The sequence below is a fragment of the Glaciihabitans sp. UYNi722 genome, from assembly GCF_040549465.1.
In the GTDB taxonomy this organism is placed as follows: domain Bacteria; phylum Actinomycetota; class Actinomycetes; order Actinomycetales; family Microbacteriaceae; genus Lacisediminihabitans.
Window position 1 is genome coordinate 78,299 of the sequence record NZ_JBEPTL010000013.1, and the last position, 22,497, is coordinate 100,795.

The 22,497-nt window shown below is 63.7% G+C and carries 19 protein-coding genes; 5 read left to right on the top strand and 14 right to left on the bottom strand.

Annotated elements, in window-relative coordinates; genetic code table 11:
- Window positions 1–27 precede the first annotated feature (27 nt).
- The gene (locus ABIB56_RS11125) at window positions 28–2,181 is read right to left on the bottom strand and encodes an ATP-dependent Clp protease ATP-binding subunit (RefSeq protein WP_354569275.1); all 2,154 of its coding nucleotides are present in this window, start codon (window positions 2,179–2,181) and stop codon (window positions 28–30) included.
- A 232-nt stretch (window positions 2,182–2,413) separates the two neighbouring features.
- Here ABIB56_RS11125 and ABIB56_RS11130 point away from each other — a divergent pair, with 232 nt between their 5' ends.
- Window positions 2,414–3,412 carry a LacI family DNA-binding transcriptional regulator gene (locus tag ABIB56_RS11130; protein ID WP_354569276.1) on the top strand — a complete coding sequence of 333 codons (999 nt, stop codon included), beginning with the start codon at window positions 2,414–2,416 and terminating at the stop codon, window positions 3,410–3,412.
- Between the two features lie 16 nt (window positions 3,413–3,428).
- On the opposite strand, the gene ABIB56_RS11135 is transcribed toward ABIB56_RS11130, so the two are convergent.
- The 6 genes from ABIB56_RS11135 to ABIB56_RS11160 all read right to left on the bottom strand — a co-directional run bounded on the left by ABIB56_RS11135 (window position 3,429) and on the right by ABIB56_RS11160 (window position 11,270).
- Window positions 3,429–4,220 carry a carbohydrate ABC transporter permease gene (locus ABIB56_RS11135; protein WP_354569277.1) on the bottom strand — a complete coding sequence of 264 codons (792 nt, stop codon included), beginning with the start codon at window positions 4,218–4,220 and terminating at the stop codon, window positions 3,429–3,431.
- Between the two features lie 2 nt (window positions 4,221–4,222).
- On the bottom strand, window positions 4,223–5,176 hold the full coding sequence (locus tag ABIB56_RS11140; RefSeq protein WP_354569278.1) for a carbohydrate ABC transporter permease: 954 nt from the start codon (window positions 5,174–5,176) through the stop codon (window positions 4,223–4,225).
- A gap of 67 nt (window positions 5,177–5,243) precedes the next feature.
- Complete coding sequence (locus ABIB56_RS11145) at window positions 5,244–6,584, bottom strand: ABC transporter substrate-binding protein (protein WP_354569279.1); 1,341 nt, start codon at window positions 6,582–6,584, stop codon at window positions 5,244–5,246.
- Between the two features lie 76 nt (window positions 6,585–6,660).
- Window positions 6,661–8,136: an ADP-ribosylglycohydrolase family protein gene (locus ABIB56_RS11150; RefSeq protein WP_354569280.1), complete on the bottom strand. Its 1,476-nt coding sequence runs from the start codon at window positions 8,134–8,136 to the stop codon at window positions 6,661–6,663.
- Between the two features lie 310 nt (window positions 8,137–8,446).
- Window positions 8,447–9,562, bottom strand: a complete 1,116-nt coding sequence (locus ABIB56_RS11155; protein ID WP_354569281.1) for a class I SAM-dependent methyltransferase — start codon at window positions 9,560–9,562, stop codon at window positions 8,447–8,449.
- Window positions 9,563–9,713: 151 nt separating this feature from the next.
- Window positions 9,714–11,270, bottom strand: a complete 1,557-nt coding sequence (locus tag ABIB56_RS11160; RefSeq protein ID WP_354569282.1) for an MFS transporter — start codon at window positions 11,268–11,270, stop codon at window positions 9,714–9,716.
- 120 nt (window positions 11,271–11,390) lie between these two features.
- Here ABIB56_RS11160 and ABIB56_RS11165 point away from each other — a divergent pair, with 120 nt between their 5' ends.
- On the top strand, window positions 11,391–12,089 hold the full coding sequence (locus ABIB56_RS11165; RefSeq protein WP_354569283.1) for a TetR/AcrR family transcriptional regulator: 699 nt from the start codon (window positions 11,391–11,393) through the stop codon (window positions 12,087–12,089).
- Here ABIB56_RS11165 and ABIB56_RS11170 read toward each other — a convergent pair.
- The 6 genes from ABIB56_RS11170 to ABIB56_RS11195 all read right to left on the bottom strand — a co-directional run bounded on the left by ABIB56_RS11170 (window position 12,086) and on the right by ABIB56_RS11195 (window position 17,653).
- Window positions 12,086–12,736 carry a hypothetical protein gene (locus ABIB56_RS11170; RefSeq protein WP_354569284.1) on the bottom strand — a complete coding sequence of 217 codons (651 nt, stop codon included), beginning with the start codon at window positions 12,734–12,736 and terminating at the stop codon, window positions 12,086–12,088. The two genes, ABIB56_RS11165 and ABIB56_RS11170, sit on opposite strands and share 4 nt — an antisense overlap.
- Window positions 12,733–13,170 carry a heat shock protein transcriptional repressor HspR gene (locus tag ABIB56_RS11175; protein WP_354569285.1) on the bottom strand — a complete coding sequence of 146 codons (438 nt, stop codon included), beginning with the start codon at window positions 13,168–13,170 and terminating at the stop codon, window positions 12,733–12,735. Before ABIB56_RS11175 ends, ABIB56_RS11170 begins: the two co-directional genes overlap by 4 nt.
- Before the next feature lie 2 nt (window positions 13,171–13,172).
- Window positions 13,173–14,153 (bottom strand): DnaJ C-terminal domain-containing protein, encoded by a 981-nt coding sequence (locus ABIB56_RS11180; protein ID WP_354569286.1) that lies wholly within the window; start codon window positions 14,151–14,153, stop codon window positions 13,173–13,175.
- A gap of 116 nt (window positions 14,154–14,269) precedes the next feature.
- A complete protein-coding gene (locus ABIB56_RS11185; protein WP_354569287.1) occupies window positions 14,270–14,866 on the bottom strand; it encodes a nucleotide exchange factor GrpE in 597 nt (198 codons plus the stop codon).
- Window positions 14,867–14,868: 2 nt separating this feature from the next.
- Complete coding sequence (gene dnaK / locus ABIB56_RS11190; RefSeq protein ID WP_354569288.1) at window positions 14,869–16,746, bottom strand: molecular chaperone DnaK; 1,878 nt, start codon at window positions 16,744–16,746, stop codon at window positions 14,869–14,871.
- A gap of 172 nt (window positions 16,747–16,918) precedes the next feature.
- Window positions 16,919–17,653, bottom strand: a complete 735-nt coding sequence (locus ABIB56_RS11195; RefSeq protein ID WP_354569289.1) for a TetR/AcrR family transcriptional regulator — start codon at window positions 17,651–17,653, stop codon at window positions 16,919–16,921.
- Between the two features lie 117 nt (window positions 17,654–17,770).
- Here ABIB56_RS11195 and ABIB56_RS11200 point away from each other — a divergent pair, with 117 nt between their 5' ends.
- Together ABIB56_RS11200 and ABIB56_RS11205 are read left to right on the top strand one after the other, a co-directional pair.
- Window positions 17,771–19,192: a DHA2 family efflux MFS transporter permease subunit gene (locus ABIB56_RS11200; protein ID WP_354569290.1), complete on the top strand. Its 1,422-nt coding sequence runs from the start codon at window positions 17,771–17,773 to the stop codon at window positions 19,190–19,192.
- A gap of 871 nt (window positions 19,193–20,063) precedes the next feature.
- Entirely contained in the window at window positions 20,064–20,606 is a 543-nt protein-coding gene (locus tag ABIB56_RS11205; RefSeq protein WP_354569291.1) for a hypothetical protein, read from the top strand.
- 195 nt (window positions 20,607–20,801) lie between these two features.
- Here ABIB56_RS11205 and ABIB56_RS11210 read toward each other — a convergent pair whose 3' ends face one another.
- Complete coding sequence (locus ABIB56_RS11210) at window positions 20,802–21,212, bottom strand: MarR family winged helix-turn-helix transcriptional regulator (protein ID WP_354569292.1); 411 nt, start codon at window positions 21,210–21,212, stop codon at window positions 20,802–20,804.
- Between the two features lie 57 nt (window positions 21,213–21,269).
- Between ABIB56_RS11210 and ABIB56_RS11215 the strand changes: the two genes are divergently transcribed.
- Window positions 21,270–22,070, top strand: a complete 801-nt coding sequence (locus tag ABIB56_RS11215; protein WP_354569293.1) for an alpha/beta fold hydrolase — start codon at window positions 21,270–21,272, stop codon at window positions 22,068–22,070.
- The last annotated feature ends 427 nt before the right edge of the window (window positions 22,071–22,497 follow it).

Consider the following 22,497-nt stretch of genomic DNA (forward strand, 5'->3'; position numbering starts at 1 on the left):
TCGATCCCGACCACGCGCGCGCGGCCGCTACAGCTCGCCTTTACGGATGCTCAGCGTGTCGTTGTCGGAGTCGAGGTCCACCATCACAGTGTCCCCGTCGCGGATGTCGCCGCTGAGCAACGCGGTCGCCAGCCTGTCGTCGATCTCGTGCTGCATGAGGCGCCGGAGTGGGCGGGCACCGTAGCTCGGGTCGTAACCGCGCTCGGCCAGCCATGAACGGGCATCCGGGGTCACGGCCAGGTCGAGGCGACGGTCCTGCAGTCGCCGCGACAGCCTGTCAATGTACAGTTCGACGATTTGGGCGAGATTGTCTTTCGACAGCGCGGTGAAGATGACGATGTCGTCGAGACGATTGAGGAATTCCGGCTTGAAAGCCTGGCGCACCATCAGGTTGACGGCCTCCTCTTTGGCGTCCTGGCTGAGGGTCTGGTCGACCAGGTACTGGCTTCCGAGATTGGAGGTCAGGATCAGGATGACGTTGCGGAAGTCGACGGTGCGACCCTGCCCATCCGTCAGTCGGCCGTCGTCGAGTACCTGCAGCAGCACGTCGAAGACATCGCTGTGCGCCTTTTCCACCTCGTCGAGCAGGATCACGGAGTAGGGACGCCGCCGCACCGCCTCGGTCAGCTGGCCTCCCTGCTCGTAGCCGATGTAACCGGGAGGGGCACCGAGCAGCCGCGCGATGGAGTGGCGTTCGCCATACTCGCTCATGTCGATGCGGATCATGGCCTTGTCGTCATCGAAGAGAAACTCGGCGAGCGCCTTCGCCAGTTCGGTCTTGCCGACGCCGGTCGGACCGAGAAACAGGAACGAGCCGGTGGGGCGGTCGGCATCGGCGATGCCCGCTCGCGAACGTCGAACGGCCTCGGCGACCGCCCTCACCGCCCTCTTCTGGCCGACGAGTCGCTTGCCGAGCTCCGCCTCCAGGTTCAGGAGCTTCTCTGTCTCTCCCTGCACGAGACGCCCCACCGGGATGCCGGTCCACATTGCCACGACCGCCGCGATGTCCTCATCCGTCACCTGCTCGTTCACCATGCGCGGGCCGGTGCTCTCCACCTGCTCAGCGGCGACGATGTCCTGCTCGATCTTTTTGATGACCTCGTAGTCGAGCCGCGACGCGTCTTCGTAGCGGCCCTCCCGCATCGCCCTGTCGAGCTCGATCCTCGCGTCGTTGAGCTGCATCCTCAGGTCTCCGACGCCCTGCAGCGACGCCTTCTCGGCGTTCCAGCGGGCGTTCAGCTCGTCGAGTTCGTGCTGCCGATCGGCCATCTCCTGCCTCAGCTTGTCGAGGCGGATCTTGGATGCCGCGTCCTTTTCCTTCTTGAGAGCGAGCTCCTCGAGCTTCATCCGGTCGATCGCGCGCTTCAGCTGGTCGATCTCCACCGGGGACGAGTCGATCTCCATTTTGAGCCGTGACGCCGCCTCGTCGATGAGGTCGATCGCTTTATCGGGCAGCTGACGCCCCGAGATGTAGCGGTTGCTGAGGGAGGCTGCGGCCACCAGTGCGATGTCGGCGATGGCCACCTTGTGGTGGGCTTCGTAGCGTTCCTTAAGCCCACGGAGAATCGCGATGGTGTCTTCGACGCTCGGCTCGCCGACATAAACCTGCTGGAAGCGGCGTTCGAGCGCGGCATCCTTCTCGATGTATTCGCGATACTCGTCGAGCGTCGTCGCGCCAATGAGTCGCAACTCGCCGCGGGCGAGCATCGGCTTCAGCATGTTGGATGCCGCGACCGACCCCTCGCCACCGCCCGCGCCCATGAGCGTGTGCAGCTCGTCGACGAAGGTGATGATCTCGCCTTCGGCGTCGTTGATCTCTTTGAGCACGGCCTTGAGTCGCTCCTCGAACTCTCCGCGGTACTTCGCGCCGGCGACCAGGGCCGCCAGGTCGAGGGAGACCAGTCGCTTGCCTTTGAGCGAGTCGGCGACATCCCCGGCGACGATGCGCTGGGCGAGTCCCTCGACGACAGCGGTCTTGCCGACCCCCGGTTCGCCGATGAGAACCGGGTTGTTTTTGGTGCGCCGGGTGAGCACCTGGCTGACCCGGCGGATCTCGGCGTCACGACCGATCACCGGGTCGAGCTTGCCCGTGCGGGCGATGGCCGTGAGATCGACGCCGTAGCTCTCGAGAGCGGTCTTCTGCTTCTCGTCGGAGCCGGGCGCACCCTGCATGTTGGCCATTGACGATTCCTTCCACCCAACTTGAGTCGTACTGGCTCAATTTTACGCGACTGCGGCCCTCGGTGACTAGCGCGATTGCTCGCCCGCGGCTGTGGGTTCTCGTTTTACCTGTCAGAATCTCTCGATGAGAACCGCCAGAACAGCGAAGTGGTGCTCGCGATCGCAGTTGCCCGGAGGTTGCAATAGTGTGGCGGTAACGGTTCATCGGTCAACGAAGGATGAGTGATCGCAAGTGGCGGGTGGCGCGACGATCCGCGATGTCGCCCAGCTTGCGGAGGTCTCACTCGGGTCGATTTCGAACTATTTGACTGATAAGAAGCCCGTCTCTCCCAAGGCGCGCGGTCGCATTGAGTCGGCAATTGCCGAACTGGGCTACATACCGAACGCCGCCGCACGAATTATGCGGGGCGCGCGCAGCCACGCCATCGCCTTCATGATTCCGGATGCGGGAAACCCCTTTCTCACTGAGGTCGCGCGCGGTATCGAAGACGTTGCCATCAGATCGGGCTATGTTGTCGTGTCGTGCAACACTGACGGTGATCGCAGCCGTGAGGACCACTACGCGCAGGCACTTTCGGAGATGCGGGTGGTCGGCGCCGTCGTGATGGCCATGAGTACGTCGGAAAGTCATCTTCGCAAGCTGGAGGCGAGCGGCGCAGTCGTTGTCATTGCGGGGTCGGGTCATCGTAACTCGGGATTTCCGACTGTCGAGGTCGACAACGTCCACGGCGGGTATGTCGCGATGAAGCATCTGCTGGAGCGCGGCCACCGCAAGATTGTCTTCTTCGGCGGACCGGGCGCAGAACCGCAGATCGACGACCGATACGCCGGATGCCAGCAGGCTATCGTCGAGGCTGGGCTCGATCCCAGAAACCTTACCCGTCTCGATGCGCACGGCAACTCGACAGCCGCTCGTGTCACGGGCGCCGAGAGAGTCGCCGACATCATTCCCGAAGTCACTGCCGCGGTCTGCGCAAATGACTTGCTCGCCCTAGCGCTTGAGGCGACGCTCATTCGTCGTGGTGTCTCGATCCCGGAGCAGTTCGCGATCGTCGGCTACGACGACATCGATACGGCCGAGCTGGCGCCTATCCCGCTCACGACAGTGCGCCAGCCGCAATACGACCTCGGCCGGGTGGCTGCGCAGCTGGTGCTCGACCTCGCCGACGGCAATGAGGCCGCCGTGATCGAATCATTCGTGCCCGAACTCGTCGTGCGCTCGACCACTTAGCCGCGGCCAGCGACCATTACTTTATAGCGCCGGCTGAGAGACCCTTCTCGAAGAACTTCTGGAGGGACAGGTAGGCGATCACAATCGGCAGGCAGATGAGCACGAGCGCCGCGAAGATCTTGGGCTGGTCAGAACCGTATGTGCCGGTGAAATACAGGGGAATGGTCGTCACAGTTTGAAGCGACTGATCCTGCAGGAACAGCAGCGGAAGAAAGAATTCGTTCCACGCCTGGAGGAAGGCCCAGACGACGAGCACCGCGGTTATCGGCTTGGCAAGCGGAAGCACGATGCGCACGAGCGTCCCGAAGCTTGAGCAGCCATCGATGCGCGCGGCTTCGAGCACCTCATCGGGAATCGCGGCGAGGTAGTTGCGTGTGAGCAGCAGCGTGAACGGAATCACGGTTGCGGCGAGCGGCACGATCACCGCGAGATAGTTGTTGAACAACCCCAGCTTCTGGACGATCAGGAACAGCGGCACAACAAGGGCGATGGTCGGCAGCACCAGCCCCACCAGGATGGCGTTGAAGACCAGCTTCTTCCCGGCAAAGTTCATCTTGCCGAACGCGTAGGCCGACAGCATCGTGCAGACGTATACGAGCGCGATGACGCCGGCAGAGATGATCGCGCTGTTGAGCGCTGATTGGAGGATAGGAGTCTTGGTCAGGACTGCCTGATAGTTCTTAATGAATCCTTCGCCCTGGAGGGACTCGGCCACAATCGCGACGAGCGGTAGCAGGAAGGGTAGGGCAAGAGCGGTCGCCGCGATCTGGGCGATGAGGCGGGTGCGTTTGTTGGGGCGTCCGAACATGGTCAATCCTCCCCGAAGCGGTAGGCGCGAATTTGAATGGCGGTGAGGGTGAGGGCGAGTATTAGCAGGATGATCGACAGCGCCGCAGAATAGCCGGCGTGGTACTGCTCGATGACCTGTTTGTAGACGTAGGTCGTCAGGAACTCGGTGCTTCGACCGGGCCCACCACCCGTGGTCAGGTAGACGATGTCGAAGGTCTTGAGGGCACCGATGCAGCCGGTGAGAGCGAGCGTCGCTGTCGTTCCCCGCACCTGCGGAAGGAGAATGTATCGGACGACCTTGAACGTTCCTGCTCCGTCAATGGCTGCGGCTTCGAACAGCGTCTGGTCGATTTGCGAAATCGCCGCCTGGTACAGAAGGAAGCTGAAGCCGGTCCACTGCCAGATGTTGATTGCGGCGATTGAATACAGTGCGAAGTGCGGGTCGGCGAGCCACGCGGAGTTAGCGCTGCTGATGCCAAGTGCATGCAGAAGGCCGTTGAACTGGCCATCGGGAGCGAGGATGCCGCGGAACGCAGTTGCGACAGCTGCCGGTGCGAGCACCACCGGGAGAAACATGACCACCTTGTAGATCGGGCGCCCGAAGACCGCGTTGCTCCCGAGCAGGATCGCCATGATGAGCCCCAGAACCATCTGGATCACGATGGTCAGAATGCCGAAGACGAGGACGTGCCCCAGAGCTTGCCAGAGCACGGGGTCCTCTGCGGCGGCGATGTAATTATCAAAGCCGACCTGCCGCCCGGAGGCGTCGATGCCGTTCCAGTTCAGCGTCGAGACCCAGCCTGTGTAGCCGATTCCCACGTAGATGACCCCGACAACGAGGATGGCAGCCGGAAGGATGTAGAGCCACGGCGTGATCGCCCGCTGGCCTGGGGTCCTTCCGTTCGACCGTCGTGAGGCTGGCGGTTTCACGGACGCGCTCTGCACCGGTGGCTTGTTGATGACGGTGGTGGTCATGGTGTCTGTCGGGCCCGATGATGTGCCACCGAGCCCGACATCCCTTCCTGTTGGATATCGGTGACGCTTACTTGCCGAAGGCGGTGTCGATAGCTTTCTGGACGGAAGCGGATGCCGCCGCCGGCGTCATCTGCCCAGAGGCGACTGACGACAGCGCCTGGCTCAGCGCGGTCGCAACATCGGCGTTCGTGATCTGTCGGGAACCGATAAGGTTTCCGATCTGCTTGGCCTGCTCAGCGAGAGCCGGCTTCTGCACGGCCGGATCTGCAAGGCCAGTGTCGGGCACCGGTACCGATTTGAGCGCGGGCGTCTGCAATGATGTCGCCATCATCGTCTGTGCCGTCTTGCTGGAGGTGAGCCACTGCACGAGAGTGAAGGCGGCTGCCTGCTTCGTGCTCTTGGCAGAGATAGCCCACCCAACGTCCGGTCCGCCGAAGAGACGCCCGGTTTCCTTGGCGCCACCGACAACATCGGGGAATGCTATCGGGACGAAGACGCTCGACTTGATCTGGTCACCGTAGGTCGCAGTGTTAGCAGCGAGGGTCGCGGTCGTCATGTGGTCGTCGTTCCAGGTTCCGAACGCGATCATCGCGGCCTGACCCTTGTTGAAGGCATCATTGGCATCCGGGTACTGTGTCGTTGCGAGCGCACCGGACTGAATGATTCCGTCGCTGAACAAGCTCTTCCAGATCGTGAACGCTTTGGTGAAGTCAGCGGAGTTGAACGAGGCCTTACCGTTGACCGCCTTATAGAAGGTGCCGGGCGTGATCTGATTGGCGATGGTCTGGTACACGTCGAGGTTGACCCAGTCATCCTTCGCACCCTGTATAAAGCACTTGACCTGGATGGCTTCGATCTTGGCGCAGGCCGTTTGCCATTCTGCGAGGTTGGTGGGCGGCGTCGCTCCGGCTTTGTCGAAGATGGTCTTGTTGTACCAAACCAGCCCCCCGCCTGTGATCATCCACGGGAGACCAACCTGCTTGCCACTGACGACGAGCTGGTCCGTTGCGTTCAGCTTCGACTTCCAGTCGGCGCCGATGTTCTTGGCGGCGAGCGGGGCGAGGTCGGCCGTGAGCGGCGCGAACTGCGTCGTCATAGCGCCCACCTGCAAACCGAAGACATCCGGACCCGAGCCCGAGGTGGCGGCTAGGCGTACGGCGTTCGGGTAGTCCGCGATCTGGATGAAGCGGTGCTTGACAGTGATGTTCGGGTGTTCCTTCTCGAACGCGGTGATCCACGCCTTATCCTGCGTGTTGTCCGGGTTCCACGACCACCAGTTGATGGTCTGCTTGGCGCTTGAGCTTGTCGTCGACGAGCCGGTCGAACAGGCGGTCATGCCGACAGCGGCAATCGCGATGACGGTGACGGCGGCGACCTTTGTCATCCACCCTTGTGCGGTGATTTTCATTGCTTTTCTCTCCAGTACTTCGGTGTAGGGAAGGTGGGTTTGTGTTCGGTTTGTCTTCTTGGGAGTCGCTTTCCGCTTATGGGCGGAAGGCGTTTTCGATCCAGAGCGCGCTCGGGAGCTCGACGAGCGCGATGACCCACTCGGCCACGTTTCGTGTTACCGGCGGTTTCTTGACCACGACTGTGAGCTCATGAATACCCACGGGCATGGAGAAGTCGATGAACTGTCCCACCGGCGCCATGTGCGGGGCAGGGAACAGGAGGTTGCTGCCCTGAGCTCCGTGGAGGTATTCCCCGTTGAGCCAGATGCGGTATTCCTCTGTCGAATTGAACATGAGTCGCACCTTCTCTCGGCCGCGGGCATCCACGCGGTAGCGCAGCAGCAGTAGTCGGTCTGTGAAATCATCGCGCGGCATCTGAACCCAGGTGCCGGGGAGGCTGGAGGCCGTGGTCGATATCTCGGGGAGTACGCTGCCGACGGGCGGCAGCTCCGAGTTGTCGCGCTCGGCCCACGAGCCGAAGGTCGTGTTGAAGTGGGCGACTTCGACGGCGATGGTGTGGCTGTTCGGGTCGAACTCTGAGCTCGTCGCCGAGGGGTGGTCGCCCGACAGGCGGTCGTGCAGTGAAATGACCAGGTCGGTGAATCCATCGAGCGTCGCTGGAGGGGTGATGCCGGTGATCTCCTTGTTGAGTACGAGATCGTTGCCGATAGGGGCGAGCCACTTCTCTTCAATGGAGTTCGGGTCGAGGATACCGAGGAGGGCGCCGATGGTGGCCGTCGAGCTGTCACAGTCTTCGCCGCAGTTGTTGGTGATGCTAATCCGCTCGGAGAATGTCGTGCCCATGAGCCAGCCCACGATGACGAAACCGGTGTTCTGGCGAACGTCGGTGAAGTCGTCGCTCCCGTACGTGTCGACAATGAGCTGGCGAACCACAGTCCAGTCGTCGTTCTCGAGCACCCATGCACGGGTATCGGTCACCACACCGAAGAGCTCACTGTCTTTCGGGATTCCGGTGAGGGCGCCATCCAAGAGCACGTCCGGGTCGGTCTCGACGAAGGCGAGGGACTGAAGGCGGGCGAGGAACTGCGCGGCATAGATGCCCTCGCCGTCGTGGTCGAAGCAAGCGTCTTCGTAGGCGTATGCGGCGGCGAGGTCTGGATTGCCCGGGGCAAGACACGCCCAGAGCTCTGAGCGGATTGCGGCCCCTTCGCCCTTGGTGAACCAATTGTCAAAGCTGCCTGTGTGGGGTGGCTCGAGTCCTTCGGCCAGGTTGCGCATGCCAACGCCGTATTCATTCCATGGGAACGAGACATGATCGCGCCAGGCCGCGGCGAAGACGTGGCGGTCGACTACCGGCGACTCCATTTCCCCCAGCACACAGGCGTAGAGCACCTGCAGGTCGAGGTCGTCGTTGGGGACCATTTCGGTCGGGACCGGGTAATAGAAGTCGGCGGTGAGGGGACCGGTCAGACCTTCGAACGTCTGGCCCAGAGTGCCACCAACGGCCTTTCCGAGCCAGCAGCCTTGGATCCTGTCACGCAACGTGGTCATCAACCAGTCCTTCACAGCGTCGTAAAATGAAACGGTTCACTTATGGAACCATGCTTTGATATTCTTCGCAAGTCCGAGGGGCAAAAGTTATGGCATTGGATTCCTTTTCCGGTCACGTTCCCATCCAGCGCACTGATACGCGGCGCGGGCCTCGTCGCGCCTGACACCGTCATCGCCGACAGCCGGCGTGTGGGCGCCTGGGTCCCTGTGTCGCATGGGAGGAAGCATGCCGGGTCGGGAGCCCGACCTGGGCCTGGTGTTAGTGAGCGCACTGGAACGCGGCCCACTCGGACACTCAGTCTGAGCGGGATCAGGCCCGCCGCGACGCGGCCACGGTGAACTTCGCGTTGCGGGCGACCTCACGGGTGTGGCCGACGATGCGCTGCAGCGCTGGGTGATATCCGAGGTGCGAGTTGTAAACAGTCCACAGCTCTCCACCGGAGCGCAGCACACGCGCGGCCTCCTCGAACAGTCCGTCCGCGATTCCGACGTGCACCGTAGCCCCGACGTGGAACGGCGGATTGAGCACTACCAGGTCCGCGCTCGAGTCCGACCGGCCGTTCAGCCCGACCTCGCGCACCACGGTCACGTCCAGTTCGTTGGCCGCCATTGTGGCGCCGGCCGACGCGACAGCAGCCCAGGACAGGTCCGTGGCGATCACGGTGGCGGTCGGGCGGTCCCTAGCGAGCGACGCGGCCAGGATGCCGGTGCCGCAGCCCAGGTCGATGACGGTCTCGGCATCCGGAACCGCACTATCGAGCACCGAGCGCAGAAACCGCGTGCCGATGTCGAGTTTTGCGCCGGCGAAGGCGGCGCCGTGCGCACAGATCCAGAGGCCGAGCTCCGGGTTGAACTCGCGCACCGGGTACTGAGATGGCGCAGGGTTGGCTGGGTCAGACCGAGGTGCACTGGCAACGAGCACCCGCGACTTCTGGCGGGCATGCGAGACGTCGAGTCGCTCGAAATGTCGCAGGAGCACCTCGTTCATCGCCACCGAGATGTGCTTGATGCGCCCGCCGGCGTACACGACCACCTCCGGGTCGGCATGCTCGGCGATGAGCCCCGCGAGCTCGTCGAGCTCCGCAAGGCCGCGCGGCAGCTGGAGGAGTACGACGCGGGCGCCATCGAGTACGTCTGCGCCGAGGGGCAGGCTCCGATAGTCGATGCCCGAGGCATTGCCGGCGAGAGCTTGCTCGCCGAGCAGCGAGTCCTGGAAGACACGGATGCTGCGTGCCCCCAGCCGCGCCGCGCCGATGGTGAGCGCACCGTAGTGGTCGCCGAGCACCACGATACCGTCAGCGGGCGCTGCGAACACGGCGGATGTCGCCTCGTCGAGGATCAGCCGGTCGCTGGCGTCCACGGCGAAGAGGTTGTCAGCCTCGACATCCGGAAACCGGCGGAGGCCGGAGAAGTCGAGGGAGGTCATCCGTCCAGTACAGCACGGTGCCGAGGGCGGAACTGCAGCGCACACGTTTCTCCGGAGGATCGCGGTTCGAAATCGATGCCGACCACGAATTCGTGCGGTCGGATGCCGAAACCTCCGGAGAAACGAGTTGGACGAGTCAGAAACGAACTGGCTAGTGAACCGCGACCGGCGCGCTCTCGCCGATGCTGCTCGAGCTTGAGGTTGAGGTCGAGGTCGAGGTCGAGACACCGTGCGGATTGGAGAGCGACACCCCGTGCCCGCGGCGCCGGAACAGCAGCGCAGACAGCACGGCTCCGACGGCGAAGAATCCTGCGCCCCACCAGTAGGCCGTGGCGTAGCTGTGGACAGCGGCCTGGGCTGCGACGGCGGCCGAAGGCGGCAGGTGCGAGGCGAGATAGTCCGTGGCCGCTGTTGCCGCGAGGGTGTTCAGCAGGGCGGTGCCGATCGATCCGCCGACCTGTTGGCTGGTGTTGACCATCGCCGAGGCGACGCCCGCAAATCGGCGGTCGATGCCGAGGGTCGCTGTCTGCATGGAGGCCGGCATGATCGATCCCATGCCGAAGCCGAGGATCATCAGCGGCGGGAGCAGATCTGCGGCGTAGGTGCTGGTGAGATCGACGTGGGTCAGGTAGACCATCCCGATGCCGGCGAGAGTCATGCCGAACGGAACCATGATCTTCGGCCCGAAGCGCGGCACGAAGATGTTGGTCGACAGTTGTGCCGCGAGCACCAGCATCCCGATCATCGGCAGGAATGACAGGCCGGTCTGGATCGGCGTGTAGTGCAGCGACGCCTGCAGGTAGTACGTGACGAACAGGAAGATCCCGAACATGCCCGCACCGGCGATCAGCACCGAGCTGTAGGCCGCACCGCGGTTGCGATCCAGCACGATGGAGAGTGGAAGCAGCGGATGCTCGGCACGGCGCTGCCAGAGCACGAAGGCGACCAGCAGCAGGCCGGATGCCACGAGGAAGCCCCAGGTGAGCGGAGAGCCCCAGCCCTCAGACTCCGCGTTCGAGAATCCGTAGACCAGGCTGAAGAGCGCGCCGGAGACGAAGAGCGTGCCCGGAATGTCGAGTTTCGGACGCGGGCCGGTTCGCTCTACCTGACTGACGAAGATGGCCGCACCGATCACGGCAACCACGGCGATGACGACGTTGATGTAAAGGTTCCAGCGCCAGTCGAAGTTTTCGGTGAGCACACCGCCGAGCAGCAGGCCGACGGCACCGCCGGCCCCAGCGATCGCGCCGAAGACCCCGAATGCGCGAGCGCGTTCCTTCGGGATGGTGAAGGTCGTGGTGAGCACGGCGAGCGCGGTCGGAGCGAGCATGGCACCGAAAGCGCCCTGCAGGGCGCGGGCACCGACGAGCATCCCGAAGCCGCCGGCAGCGCCACCCAGCGCGGAGGCTCCGGCGAAGCCGATCAGGCCGATGATGAAGGTGCGCTTGCGACCGATCAGGTCAGAAAGACGACCGCCGAGCAGCAGGAGGCTGCCGAATGCGAGGGAGTAGGCGGTGACGATCCACTGGCGCTCCCCGTTCGAGAAGCCGAGGTCGGCCTGGGCGGAGGGCAGAGCGATGTTGACCACCGTCGAGTCGAGCACGACCATGAGCTGGGCGAGGGCCACTGTGGTGAGCGTCCACCAGCGGCGAGAGGAGACAGGGGGCGCGATCACGGCGTCGGGTGAAACCAGGGAAGTGTGAGACATGAACGCCACTATATACGGTACTGTGGAGTTTCGGATCTTAACAGTTCCTAAATTGCCCATCAGGTCGAAGAATTAACCGTGCGGTAATATAGCCCGCATCAGGAAAGGGAGATTGCCGCAATGACGCAGCTCGATCTCGACCCAGTCACCGACCCCGACCCGGCGGAACAACCGTCGAAGCTGGGGCGAAAACGTGACCACACCCGCGACCCCGAGATTCTGGATGCCGCCCTCGAAGTGCTCGCCGAAACCGGGTACGACGGCATGACCATCGACATGGTCGCGGCGAGAGCCAAAGCAGGCAAGGCCACCCTCTACCGCCGATGGCCGTCCAAGGGTGAACTCGTGATCGATGCGGTCGCCTGTATGAAGACTGGCGACATCGACTACTCGCAACTGCCGGACACCGGGACCCTGCGCGGCGACCTCATCGCGATGATCAAGCCACATTCCATCGAGGACGGCGAGAAGAAACTGCAGATCATGGCCGGTCTCATGTCGATGCTCTCGCGGGCACCGGAGCTGGCGGATGCCGCCAACCAGGCGATCATCGAGCCGCGGGCGAGCGTCAATCGCATCCTCATGCGCCGGGCGATCGACAGGGGTGAGATCGCGGCCGACTGCGACGTGGAGACCCTGTCGCTCATCAGCCCGTCAATGGCGGCCTATCGCGTGCTGATCCTGCGGAAGACCGTGGACCGGGCGTTCCTGATCTCGCTGATCGATGGCGTGCTGTTGCCTGCCGTCGGACTCGGTCGCCCCGCCAGTGATGCCCCCGCCGGCAGTCGCCCTGCAAGCAGTCGCGCCGCGCGAAACTAGGCGCGCGGGCGCATAGCGTGCGCCATCCACCACCAGGCGAGCCAGCCGATGGCCGCATTCACGGCCAACGCGATCACAGCCGAGACGCCGAAGAAGGTCCAGAGGCCTGGCCAGAAGTCGTTCGAGCCCGACCCCGACGCCGACGCCGACGCCGAAGCGGAGGTCACGACCGTCGAGACGATCTGGCTGACAAAGCTGCCGATCCCGCCGATGATCCAGGAGGCGACGACTGCGATCGCCGTGCCGGCCCAGGTCACGCCCCACGGATGATTCACCCGGTGCGAGCGCAGGATGCGGCCGCTGACCAGGATCGCGACCGCCATCACGATGAAACCGAGCAGGGACACCAGTACGAGTGGCAGGATCCAGGCCGAGATGTTGATTCCGTCGAGGAACTGGCTCAGGCCATCCAGGCCGCGACCGGTATCGCTCGAACTGCTCGCCGCGTGCACAATGAAGGCGAAGAGCCCGACGAACAGTGCGATGCCGACGGGTATCGCCGCCAGCGCCCAGCCGATGCCGAGCAGCACGAAGCCGATGCTTCCGGCCAGGACCGTGCCGCGTTTCGCCCGCTTGGTGAGGGGCGGTCGCACCGGCTTCGGCCCGGCGGGGTAGGCGGGCTGCGAATACTGGATCGGATACGTCAACGTTCTCCCCGTTCGATCGATTCGTGGCTAAGCGGTCGCCAAACCACGACCTGCGTGTTGCGCTGCGACCTGGTACCGGCCCTCAGCGAGACGACTTCTCCGGACTCACCGCCGGCGAAGACCCGGCGACCGGGACGACTGAGAAGCTCTTCGGCCAGGGCATGCTCGAGGTCGCGGATGCGCTCCGACAGTTCGGCAACCTGGTTCTCCAACTGCAGGATACGACGGATGCCCTCCAGGCTCACGCCCTCCGCGCCCAGTCGTGCGATCTCCCGCAACTGCACGATGTCGCGCATCGAGTAGCGACGCGACTGCCCTGAGGTGCGCTGCGGCACCACGAACTCAAGGCGGTCGTACTGTCGAAGCGTCTGGGGATGCATGCCAGCGAGCTCCGCGGCGATCGCGATCGCAAAGACGGGGTCGGTGGCTTCCATGGTCAGCCCTTCGATTTCGCGAGCAGCTCCGCTCGCGGGTTCTCATCCGGTTGAAGTGCGGCGAACTTCTCCAGTGCCTCCTGGGCTTCGCCGCTGAGGTGGGCGGGCACCGCCACCTGCACGGTGGCGAGCAGATCTCCCGTGCCCTTCGGCGAGGTGACGCCGCGCCCCTTGACGCGGAGCACGCGGCCGCTCGGCGTACCTGCGGCGACCTTGAGTTTCACCGGCTCGCCGCCGAGAGTGGGAACCTCGATGGTCGCTCCGAGAGTGGCCTCAGTGAAGGTGACCGGCACATCCACCCGCAGGTTGATGCCGTCGCGTTCAAAGACTGGATGCTTGCGCACGGTGATCGTGAGCGTCAGGTCGCCGGGTGCGCCGCCATCCACGCTCGGCTCGCCTTTACCCCTGAGCCTGATTTTCTGGCCGTCGCTCACACCGGCGGGAATCTTCACACTGATCGGCTTGCCCTCTGCGGCCTGCAGTTTGACGGTGTCGCCCTGGATCGCGGTGAGGAAGTCGAGAGTGGTCGTGGCGGTGAGGTCGCGACCCTTGGTTGGACCGCCTGCGCCGCGGAATCCGCCGGATGACTGGCCGAACAGCCCACTGAAGATGTCGTCGAAACCACCGCCACCACCACCGGGCGAGTAGGCCGTGCGCTGGTTGCCGCCCTGGTTGAACATGCCGCCGAAGACATCCTCAAAGCCACCGGACTGGCCCTGGCCGCCGGAGGTGAAGCGCGCACGGCCTGGACCCATCGCGCGCATCTGGTCGTATTCTTTGCGCTGTTCGGAGTCGGCGAGCACGGCGTGCGCCTCACTGATCTCCTTGAACTTCGCCTCAGCCTTCGCATCCCCGGGGTTGGAGTCGGGGTGATATTTGCGGGCCAGCTTTCGGTAGGCCTTCTTGAGCTCGGCCGCTGAGATGTCTTTGGAGACGCCGAGTACGGCGTAAAAGTCCTTGTCGAACCAATCCTGGCTTGCCATGGGCGCCTCCGTTCTTTCTCAATCTACGTTGTGAATGCCGAACGAGGCCGCCGGTCGAGCCAGTCGAGACCGATCTCGACTGGCTCGATCGACGAAACTGCTCGATCGGCGCTGTCTTATTCTGCTGGTACTGAGACGGCGACCTTGGCCGCGCGCAGAAGTCGCTCACCCAACTTGTAGCCAGGAGCGATCACGTCCGCCACGGTATTGACCGTCACATCGGAGCTCGGCAACTGCACGAGAGCCTCGTGCTGGTGCGGGTCGAACACATCGCCCTTCTCGCCAACCGCGGTGAGCCCGAACTTCTCGAGGCTCGCGCGCAGCTTCTGGGCGATGACCGCCATGGGGCCGTCGGCGAGATCGCCGTGGGCCTCAGCGAGGGCCAGGTCGTCGAGCACCGGAAGGAGACTCTTCACCACCTCGGCGATGTTCAACTCGCGAGTCGCCTCCCGATCGCGCTCGACGCGCTTGCGATAGTTGGCGAATTCGGCCTGCACTCGCTTGAGGTCTCCGAGGATTTCGACGGCGGGGTCGACCGCGGCGTTCCCAGGGCCTGGTGAAGGAAGCTGCTCCCCTGCCAAGAACGCGAGATCGTCATCAGAAAATGACGTCTCGACATCCGGACCTTCGGCCTCGACGAGCCCCTCGGCCGCATCGTCGGCAGCCGAGGTCGGCTCCTCCGATGCGTCCTCGGGAGTCTTGTCGTCGACCATGATTACTTCTTCTCCGAGTCGGCCGCTGGCTCTTCGTCGTCCACAACTTCTGCGTCGACGATGTCCTCGTCATCGGCCGGTGCCTCTTCGGTAGGAGCCTCTTCCGAAGCACCCTCAGCGGATGCCGCCTGCTCCTGCGAGTAAATGGCCTGACCCAGCTTCTGCTGGCTTTCGCTCAGCGTGTCGAAGGCGGTCTTGACGGCCGTCTCGTCGTCGCCGGCCAGCGCGCTCTTCAGGGAGTCGACATCCGCCTGCACCTCGGACTTCACGTCGTCGGGCAGCTTGTCTTCGTTGTCTTTGATGAGCTTGTCGGTGGAGTAGGCGAGCTGCTCCGCGGTGTTGCGGGTCTCGGCCGTCTCGCGACGCTCCTTGTCTTCTGCGGCATGCTCCTCGGCCTCGCGCACCATGCGCTCTATGTCCTCCTTGGAGAGCGACGAACCACCGGTGATGGTCATCGACTGCTCCTTGCCGGTGCCCTTGTCTTTCGCGGACACGTGCACGATGCCGTTGGCGTCGATGTCGAAGGTGACCTCGACCTGCGGGATGCCACGGGATGCGGGCGCGATGCCCTGCAGCTCGAAGGTTCCGAGGTTCTTGTTGTCGCGGGTGAACTCGCGCTCGCCCTGGAAGACCTGGATCGCGACGGAGGGCTGGTTGTCGTCCGCCGTGGTGAAGGTCTCGCTGCGCTTGGTCGGAATGGCCGTGTTGCGCTCGATGAGCTTGGTCATGATGCCACCCTTGGTCTCGATACCGAGGCTCAGAGGGGTGACGTCGATGAGCAGAACGTCTTTGCGCTCGCCCTTCAGCACGCCGGCCTGGAGTGCGGCACCGACGGCAACGACCTCGTCAGGGTTCACGCCCTTGTTCGGGTCCTGGCCACCGGTGAGCTTCTTCACGAGGTCGACGACGGCCGGCATACGGGTCGAGCCACCGACGAGTACAACGTGCGCGACATCCGCGACCTTGATTCCGGCTTCCTTGATGACGTCGTTGAACGGCTTCCTGGTGCGCTCGAGCAGGTCAGCGGTCAGTTCTTCGAACTTGGCGCGGGTGAGTGTCTCGTCGAGGTTGGCTGGGCCATTCTCCGTGAGCGACAGGTACGGCAGCTGGATGCTGGTGCTCATGGAGCTTGAAAGCTCCTTCTTTGCCTGCTCCGAGGCCTCCTTGAGGCGCTGCTTGGCGATCTTGTCACCGGAGACATCGACACCCGTGGAGTCCTTGAAACGCTTGACAAGGTAGTCGACGACGCGCTGGTCCCAGTCGTCTCCACCGAGACGGTTGTCTCCGGCGGTCGAGCGAACCTGAATGGTCGAGAAGTCGTCGTCCTTGCCCACTTCGAGCAGCGAGACGTCGAAGGTTCCGCCACCGAGGTCGAAGACCAGGATGAGTTCGTCTTCCTTGCCCTTGTCGAGTCCGTAGGCGAGTGCCGCAGCGGTCGGCTCGTTGATGATGCGCAGAACGTTGAGTCCCGCGATCTCTCCAGCCTCCTTGGTGGCCTGGCGCTCGGCGTCGTTGAAGTAGGCGGGAACGGTGACGACGGCGTCGGTCACTGCCTCACCGAGGTACTGCTCAGCGTCGCGCTTGAGCTTCGCGAGGATACGCGCCGAGATCTCCTGCGGGGTGTACTTCTTGCCGTCGATGTCGACGGTCCAGTCGGTGCCCATGTGGCGCTTAACCGACGAGATCGTGCGGTCGACGTTGGTGACGTTCTGGCGCTTCGCGGTTTCTCCGACGAGCACCTCGCCGTCTTTGGTGAAGGCGACCACGGATGGGGTGGTACGAAATCCTTCAGCGTTCGTGATGACTGTGGGTTCTCCACCCTCGAGAACCGAGACCACCGAGTTAGTGGTTCCCAGGTCAATACCTACTGCTCGAGCCATGTGCGGTTTCTCCTTCTGACGCCGGTCGAGCTTGTCGAGACCGGCACGTTACTCAGCTGGTTTCGACAAGCTCTACCAGCAGACCTTGCGAGACTTGAGTCTCACGTACTCAAGTTTGAAACCTGTGGATAACTTTGTCAAGTTGATTTCGAAAAACTTGAGTCGAGTCGACTCAAGGTCGACCGGCCGGCGTGGCGAGAATGCCGTTGAGCAGCACCCGGAGCTTCCACGCGTCGCGCTCATCACCGCTCCCGGCCATGATCTCATCGTGCATGCCGGCGATCAGAGGGTAGCGTTCGGCGGGAAGTGCGGCGAAGAACTCGGATGCCTCGCTCACCACGTCGTGCTCGTTGGAGGAGCGCGCGATGTAGGAGGCAAGCTCGGCTCCCGCGGCCGTGGCGTGCATGTAGAGCAGATCGGTGCTCCAGGAAATGGTGCGGTCATCGAGGCCGCCTTCCCGCAGCAGGCCGATCAGGTCGTTGAAGATCAGCAGCACCTTGTCGGTGCGTGGGATCGTGCCGAGTGCCACCAGGGCCAGGCCCTCGTGAGAGGCGGTCGCGTGCACGATCGCCTCGATCAAGGCCTCGACTCGCTCTCGCCAGGTGCCGGCCAGGTGCGCCGTCCTTGGCACCGAACCCATGGCCTCGTCCAGCATCGCGAGAAGCAGGTCGTCGCGGTTCTTCACGTAGACGTAAAGCGAAGCGGCGCCGGTGTCAAGTTCCTGTGCGACCCGACGCATGGTGAGTTCTACGATGCCGGACCGATCGAGAATGGCGAGCCCCGCCTGCACGATCGCTGCGCGGCTGAGCGGTGCCTTGGCTGGCCGATCGCGGCGACTGCGCGGTTCAGCAGCGGGCGGTTCAGCTGGTGGCGGTTCTGGAGCTGGCGGTTTAGGGAGGGTCGGCACCCTCTCATCATAGTGATAACGAACAACGTTTGACACGAACGGTGTTCGTGATTTATGGTATCAACGAACGTTGTTCGTGATGACGTTCACTCCGCCATCAAGAGAAGGTCCATCCCCATGTCCACTACCGAAGCGGCCTCTGCGGCCATCACCGTGAGCAGCACCCGCCGGTGGCTCATCCTCGCCATTGTGCTCATCGCGGATGTGCTCGACCTTCTAGACTCCACGATCACAACGATCGCGGCTCCGACAATCGCACGCGAGCTCGGTGGCGGCAACGCGCTCGTGCAGTGGCTCGGTGCGAGTTATGCTCTCGCGCTCGGCGTACTTCTCGTGGTCGGCGGTCGGCTCGGCGACAGGTTCGGTCGCCGACGCATCTTCCTTATCGGCATCGTCGGCTTCACCGCGGCATCCGTAGCCTGTGGCCTCAGCTGGAGCCCGGAGTCGATCATTGTCGCGCGACTGTTGCAGGGGGCGTTCGGTGCCGTGCTCATTCCGCAGGGCTTCGGCATCCTCGGATCGGTTTTCTCGCGCGACCAGATCGGTAAGGCGTTCAGTCTGTTCGGGCCGGTCATGGGAATCTCCGCGGTCGGCGGTCCCATCCTGGCCGGGTTTATCATCCAGGCAAACCTGTTCGGCCTCGGCTGGCGCCCCATGTTCCTGGTCAACCTTGTACTCGGCGCGATCGGCATCGTCGCCGCATTCGCGCTGCTGCCGAAGGACTCCGGCGACCGGGCCGTGTCTATCGACGGCATCGGATCGGGTCTGCTCGCCGGCACGATGCTCGGTCTGCTGTACGGGCTCATCGCCGGCTCCACCGACGGCTGGAACGCGTTCGCGATCGTCTCGGTCATGCTCGGGCTGGTTTTCTTCGCGCTGTTCGTGATCCGTCAGCGTACGGCCGCGATGCCCCTCATCGAACCGAGCCTGTTCCGCAACCGCGGCTTCACCTCTGGGCTACTGGTCGGGCTCGCCTACTTCGCCGCGATCGCCGGACTCGTGTACGCGTTCTCCCTGTTCCTGCAGGGCGCAATGCACTACTCGGCCTTCGACGCATCGCTCGGCCTCGCACCGATCTCGGTCGGCATCATCGTTGCCTCGTTCGCTGGCTTCGCGCTGATCGGCCGGCTCGGCCGCCGACTCATCGTCATCGGCCTCTCGGTGACTCTCGTCGGCGTCGGCTGGTTCCTGGTGCTCGTACTCGCCTTCGGCAGCGCCATCGTGCCGGCCGCGCTGATCGCCCCCATCTTCGTGATCGGCCTCGGCATGGGGGCATGCTTCGGGTCGATCTACGATGTCGCGATCGGCGACATCACTCCGAGTGAGGCCGGCAGCGCGAGCGGCTCGCTCTCCGCGGTGCAGCAGCTCGCCAACGCGATCGGCGCGGCGGTCGTCACAACGCTCTACTTCCAGCTACGCGCCAGCTCCGGCGCCGACCACGCGATGGTCGTGGCGCTCGCGGTCGTCGGGGTGCTCGTGGCGCTCTGCTTCACCCTGGTCGGGATAATGCCGAAAAAGGCTCAGCCGGAGAACCATTAGCAGTCAGAGACCAATAGGTCGGCCCAAATCGCCGCTCGATCGTGTCACCGCCCTTCGTCGACTCGAACATCAACGGGACATCGTCGGTCGGCGCGATGTTCCACGACGGGTCCATTCAGGCCGCCAGTTCTCCGGTGACTTGCCGGTGACCTGCACGAACTCTGAATCGCCTGGGTTTCGTTCGTAGTTGCTTGCTGTCTGGCTTTTGTCGGCTGGGTGATTCTTGGTTGGCGTCATACGCTTGCTCGACTTCGATCGGGGTGCCCATGTCAAGCTCCCCGTGGAGGCGCTGGATGATCCAGCGCCACTCGCTGACCACTAATAATCGTTAAACGCCCGGTCTCTGGGTGCCGAGTAAGTGATGTTCACAAGCTGCTCGATACTGCTGTCCAAAACTGTCCAGAATCAAATGTGCTGAAAGCTCGTCGTTTCGGTAAGGGGTTCCTGACACCGTTTTCGGCGTTTGGCTGCAGAACCGTCACCGGCGGCACTTGGTGTCCGCAAGCCGAACCTCAACCGGTGCTTCAGGTTCTGGCATTCGGGACTGCTGTGGACTCTCCCGCATCTGACCGTTAGTCGATTCGCGACTCAGGCGCTTGCGAGGCGGCAACGTCGGCAGTCATCTCGGGTGGTAAGTGCAACCAATGAAGCGACCAGGTGCCTGAAACTGCGACGATCTGCGGCCGGCACTTCACCGTGATCCCCGAAAGCAGATTTGAGGGCACATTTGGACTTCGAGCGGTGCCCGTAGCCGGAACCTTCACCGGGGCGCCTTAACATTCCCAGAAGTAGCTCCCAACTGCGGAAACACTTGTGTTGGACACGGGGAGACTCATCGCTGAAAATTCACCATTGTGAGAAGCTGACCGTGATGACGATGTTCAGTGCGCAGCGGAAAGCAGCCCTGGTTTGCGCTCTTGTGCTGACGGGGGCGCTGGCTGGTTGCAGTACGGGATATCACGGTCACGACAGCGGCATCGATGGCGTTCTCTGGCGACAGGTCGCCAGTTTCGAAGATCCTCTGTCTCCCAATCTCTTCGATTCGCACGCGAATGAACCGGGAGCGTACCTCGATGCTCTCGGTATCGCGGATTGGGACGGCACAGCAGCCTCGGTAGCGCACCTCGGACTCGAAGACGGCGGAGTCGCCCTCTACGACATCACCTCGACCGACGCGGCGGTGGAGCTCTCGGTGTTCATCAGCTCTGGATCTCGATCCGACGGTCTGACCGACGAGGGCCACGACTACAAGGGCCCGAGCGCGGTGATCACCTGTTACGGAATCAACGCGCACTTTCGCCCCGGAGCGACACCACTGGTGGATCGGATCATTTTCGATAAGTGCCCAGCAGCTCTGGTGAAGACGGCGCCAAAGGACGCGGCGTTCGCCAGCGGGGAAGTATTCGACGGATAGTTCGACAAGAGCGACTATGGCAGCGTTGTTGGGATCCACCAATCCGAACTATGTACGCCGAGGGACCATGCCAGGGCTGCCCGCAAGCGGAACGCTCTGCGTGCAGCAGTAACCGTCGGGGCCGCTCATCGTTGCCGTGGTACCTGTGGCGGCGGCGTTGATCCTCGAAGCAGTGATTGTTCACGCTTGGACGCGTCAGGCTCCGCCAGCCTTCGTGAGGAGGCGCAGGAGCTCGGTGCGCTCCGGGGCGGTGAGGGCGCCGACCGTCTCGTCGAGCACGTCGTCGAGTACGTCGGCGCCCGCCGTCCTTGCCTTCTCGCCGCCGTCGGTGAGCCGGTGCTGCACGATCCGGCCGGGGCCGGCCTCTCGCCGGAGCAGACAGCGGTCGACCATGCGTTTTGCAAGCTCACCCATCGCCTGATCGGTCTGGAACGTCAGCTCCGCTAGCCGGTGCAGCGACGCGTCGGGCTCGACTGAGAGATGCCGCAAGACGTCCCACTGCACAAGGGAGAGGCCGACCGGCACGAGCCGCCGATTGCCTTCCCGGTGATGTCGCCACTGCAGCCGTTTCACCGCGAGACCGATGTCCTTGAGCGAAGCCGTCATACTCAGACCATATCAGGAACCTTGCTTAAATACGGACCCTTGTATAAGGTTCCTGATATGACGAACGCAAACAGTCCCGCAACTCCCGAGCAGCGCACCATCACCGTTGACGTCGATGGTCTCCCCATCACAGCGACCCGTGTCGGCGCTGGGCGCCCCGTGCTTCTCCTGCACGGCGGAGGAGGACCCATGACCGTGCTGCCATGGGCTGCAGGATTCGCCGCAGCGCGGAACGCCGAGGTGATCGTGCCCGTGCACCCGGGATTCAACGGCACGCCCCGACCCGAGTCACTCCACTCTCCCCGTGGTCTGGCCGAGCTCTACCTCCAGATGCTCGACGCGCTCGAGCTCGAGGAAGTCACGGTTGTCGGCAACTCGATCGGCGGATGGATCGCGGTGGAGATCGCCGCGCTAGGCTCCTCCCGAGTATCCGGAGTCGTACTCGTCGACGCCGTCGGTCTCAGCGTTCCAGGCCACCCCTACCCTGATTTCTTCTCCCTGACACCAGCAGAGATCGCTATGCGGACTTACCACGACCCCGAACGGTTCGGCGTGGACCCGTCACAACTCCCGCCCGAGATCCAGGCCGCGATGGCAGGCAACCGGGCCACCCTGGCGGTGTACGGCGGCGACATGGCCGATCCGACGCTCGCGAGCCGGCTACCGAGCATCCGTGTCCGCGTGCTCGTCGTGTGGGGAGCCGCCGACCGCATCGGAGACCCCGAGGTTGGCGCAGCCTACGCGCAGCAGATTCCCGGAGCGCGTCTCGAGATCATTTCCGACGCGGGCCACCTCCCGCAGATCGAGACCCCGACTCGCCTCACCGAGCTCGTTGGATCGTTCTCCGACCCCCGCTAGATCCGCGATCAGCGAACGACCACAGGTAGCGGGACCGCGACGCCGGCGAGAGTCACGCCCGCACCGCTGGTGACGCCCCATCATCCGCTGACCTCCCACGTAGACGACCCCCAGACCAGATACTGCTCACGTTTCCCTACAGTGGAACGGCTGGCGACACCAACGCAGACTGCAGCGCTCCAGGTCGGTGAGCAGGCCCAGCTGCTCGGGTTCCGATTCGAGGGTTCGGCGGGTGGCGTGCGAGCCGGAATGGCCAGTACCGCACCAGTGACGAAATACGCGCACACTGCTGCCTCGCGAGGCTCTTCTTTTTGGCTTAGGCCGCCTTGCGGGCCCCGCGCTCAGCGAGCTTGCGCCCTTCGGCCTCTGCTGCGCGCGCTGCCTCGATGCGCATCTCGTCGGCCATGTCCTTGAATGCGTCGAGGGC

Coding starts and splice junctions, on each gene's coding strand:
- ABIB56_RS11155 (WP_354569281.1), bottom strand. CDS start 9,562: ATGACCTCCCTCGACTTCTCCGGCCTCCGCCGGTTTCCGGATGTCGAG.
- ABIB56_RS11180 (WP_354569286.1), bottom strand. CDS start 14,153: ATGGCAAGCCAGGATTGGTTCGACAAGGACTTTTACGCCGTACTCGGC.
- ABIB56_RS11215 (WP_354569293.1), top strand. CDS start 21,270: ATGACGAACGCAAACAGTCCCGCAACTCCCGAGCAGCGCACCATCACC.
- ABIB56_RS11205 (WP_354569291.1), top strand. CDS start 20,064: ATGACGATGTTCAGTGCGCAGCGGAAAGCAGCCCTGGTTTGCGCTCTT.
- ABIB56_RS11150 (WP_354569280.1), bottom strand. CDS start 8,136: ATGACCACGTTGCGTGACAGGATCCAAGGCTGCTGGCTCGGAAAGGCC.
- ABIB56_RS11140 (WP_354569278.1), bottom strand. CDS start 5,176: ATGACCACCACCGTCATCAACAAGCCACCGGTGCAGAGCGCGTCCGTG.
- ABIB56_RS11135 (WP_354569277.1), bottom strand. CDS start 4,220: ATGTTCGGACGCCCCAACAAACGCACCCGCCTCATCGCCCAGATCGCG.
- ABIB56_RS11125 (WP_354569275.1), bottom strand. CDS start 2,181: ATGGCCAACATGCAGGGTGCGCCCGGCTCCGACGAGAAGCAGAAGACC.
- ABIB56_RS11145 (WP_354569279.1), bottom strand. CDS start 6,584: ATGAAAATCACCGCACAAGGGTGGATGACAAAGGTCGCCGCCGTCACC.
- dnaK (WP_354569288.1), bottom strand. CDS start 16,746: ATGGCTCGAGCAGTAGGTATTGACCTGGGAACCACTAACTCGGTGGTC.
- ABIB56_RS11160 (WP_354569282.1), bottom strand. CDS start 11,270: ATGTCTCACACTTCCCTGGTTTCACCCGACGCCGTGATCGCGCCCCCT.
- ABIB56_RS11165 (WP_354569283.1), top strand. CDS start 11,391: ATGACGCAGCTCGATCTCGACCCAGTCACCGACCCCGACCCGGCGGAA.
- ABIB56_RS11210 (WP_354569292.1), bottom strand. CDS start 21,212: ATGACGGCTTCGCTCAAGGACATCGGTCTCGCGGTGAAACGGCTGCAG.
- ABIB56_RS11200 (WP_354569290.1), top strand. CDS start 17,771: ATGTCCACTACCGAAGCGGCCTCTGCGGCCATCACCGTGAGCAGCACC.
- ABIB56_RS11175 (WP_354569285.1), bottom strand. CDS start 13,170: ATGGAAGCCACCGACCCCGTCTTTGCGATCGCGATCGCCGCGGAGCTC.
- ABIB56_RS11185 (WP_354569287.1), bottom strand. CDS start 14,866: ATGGTCGACGACAAGACTCCCGAGGACGCATCGGAGGAGCCGACCTCG.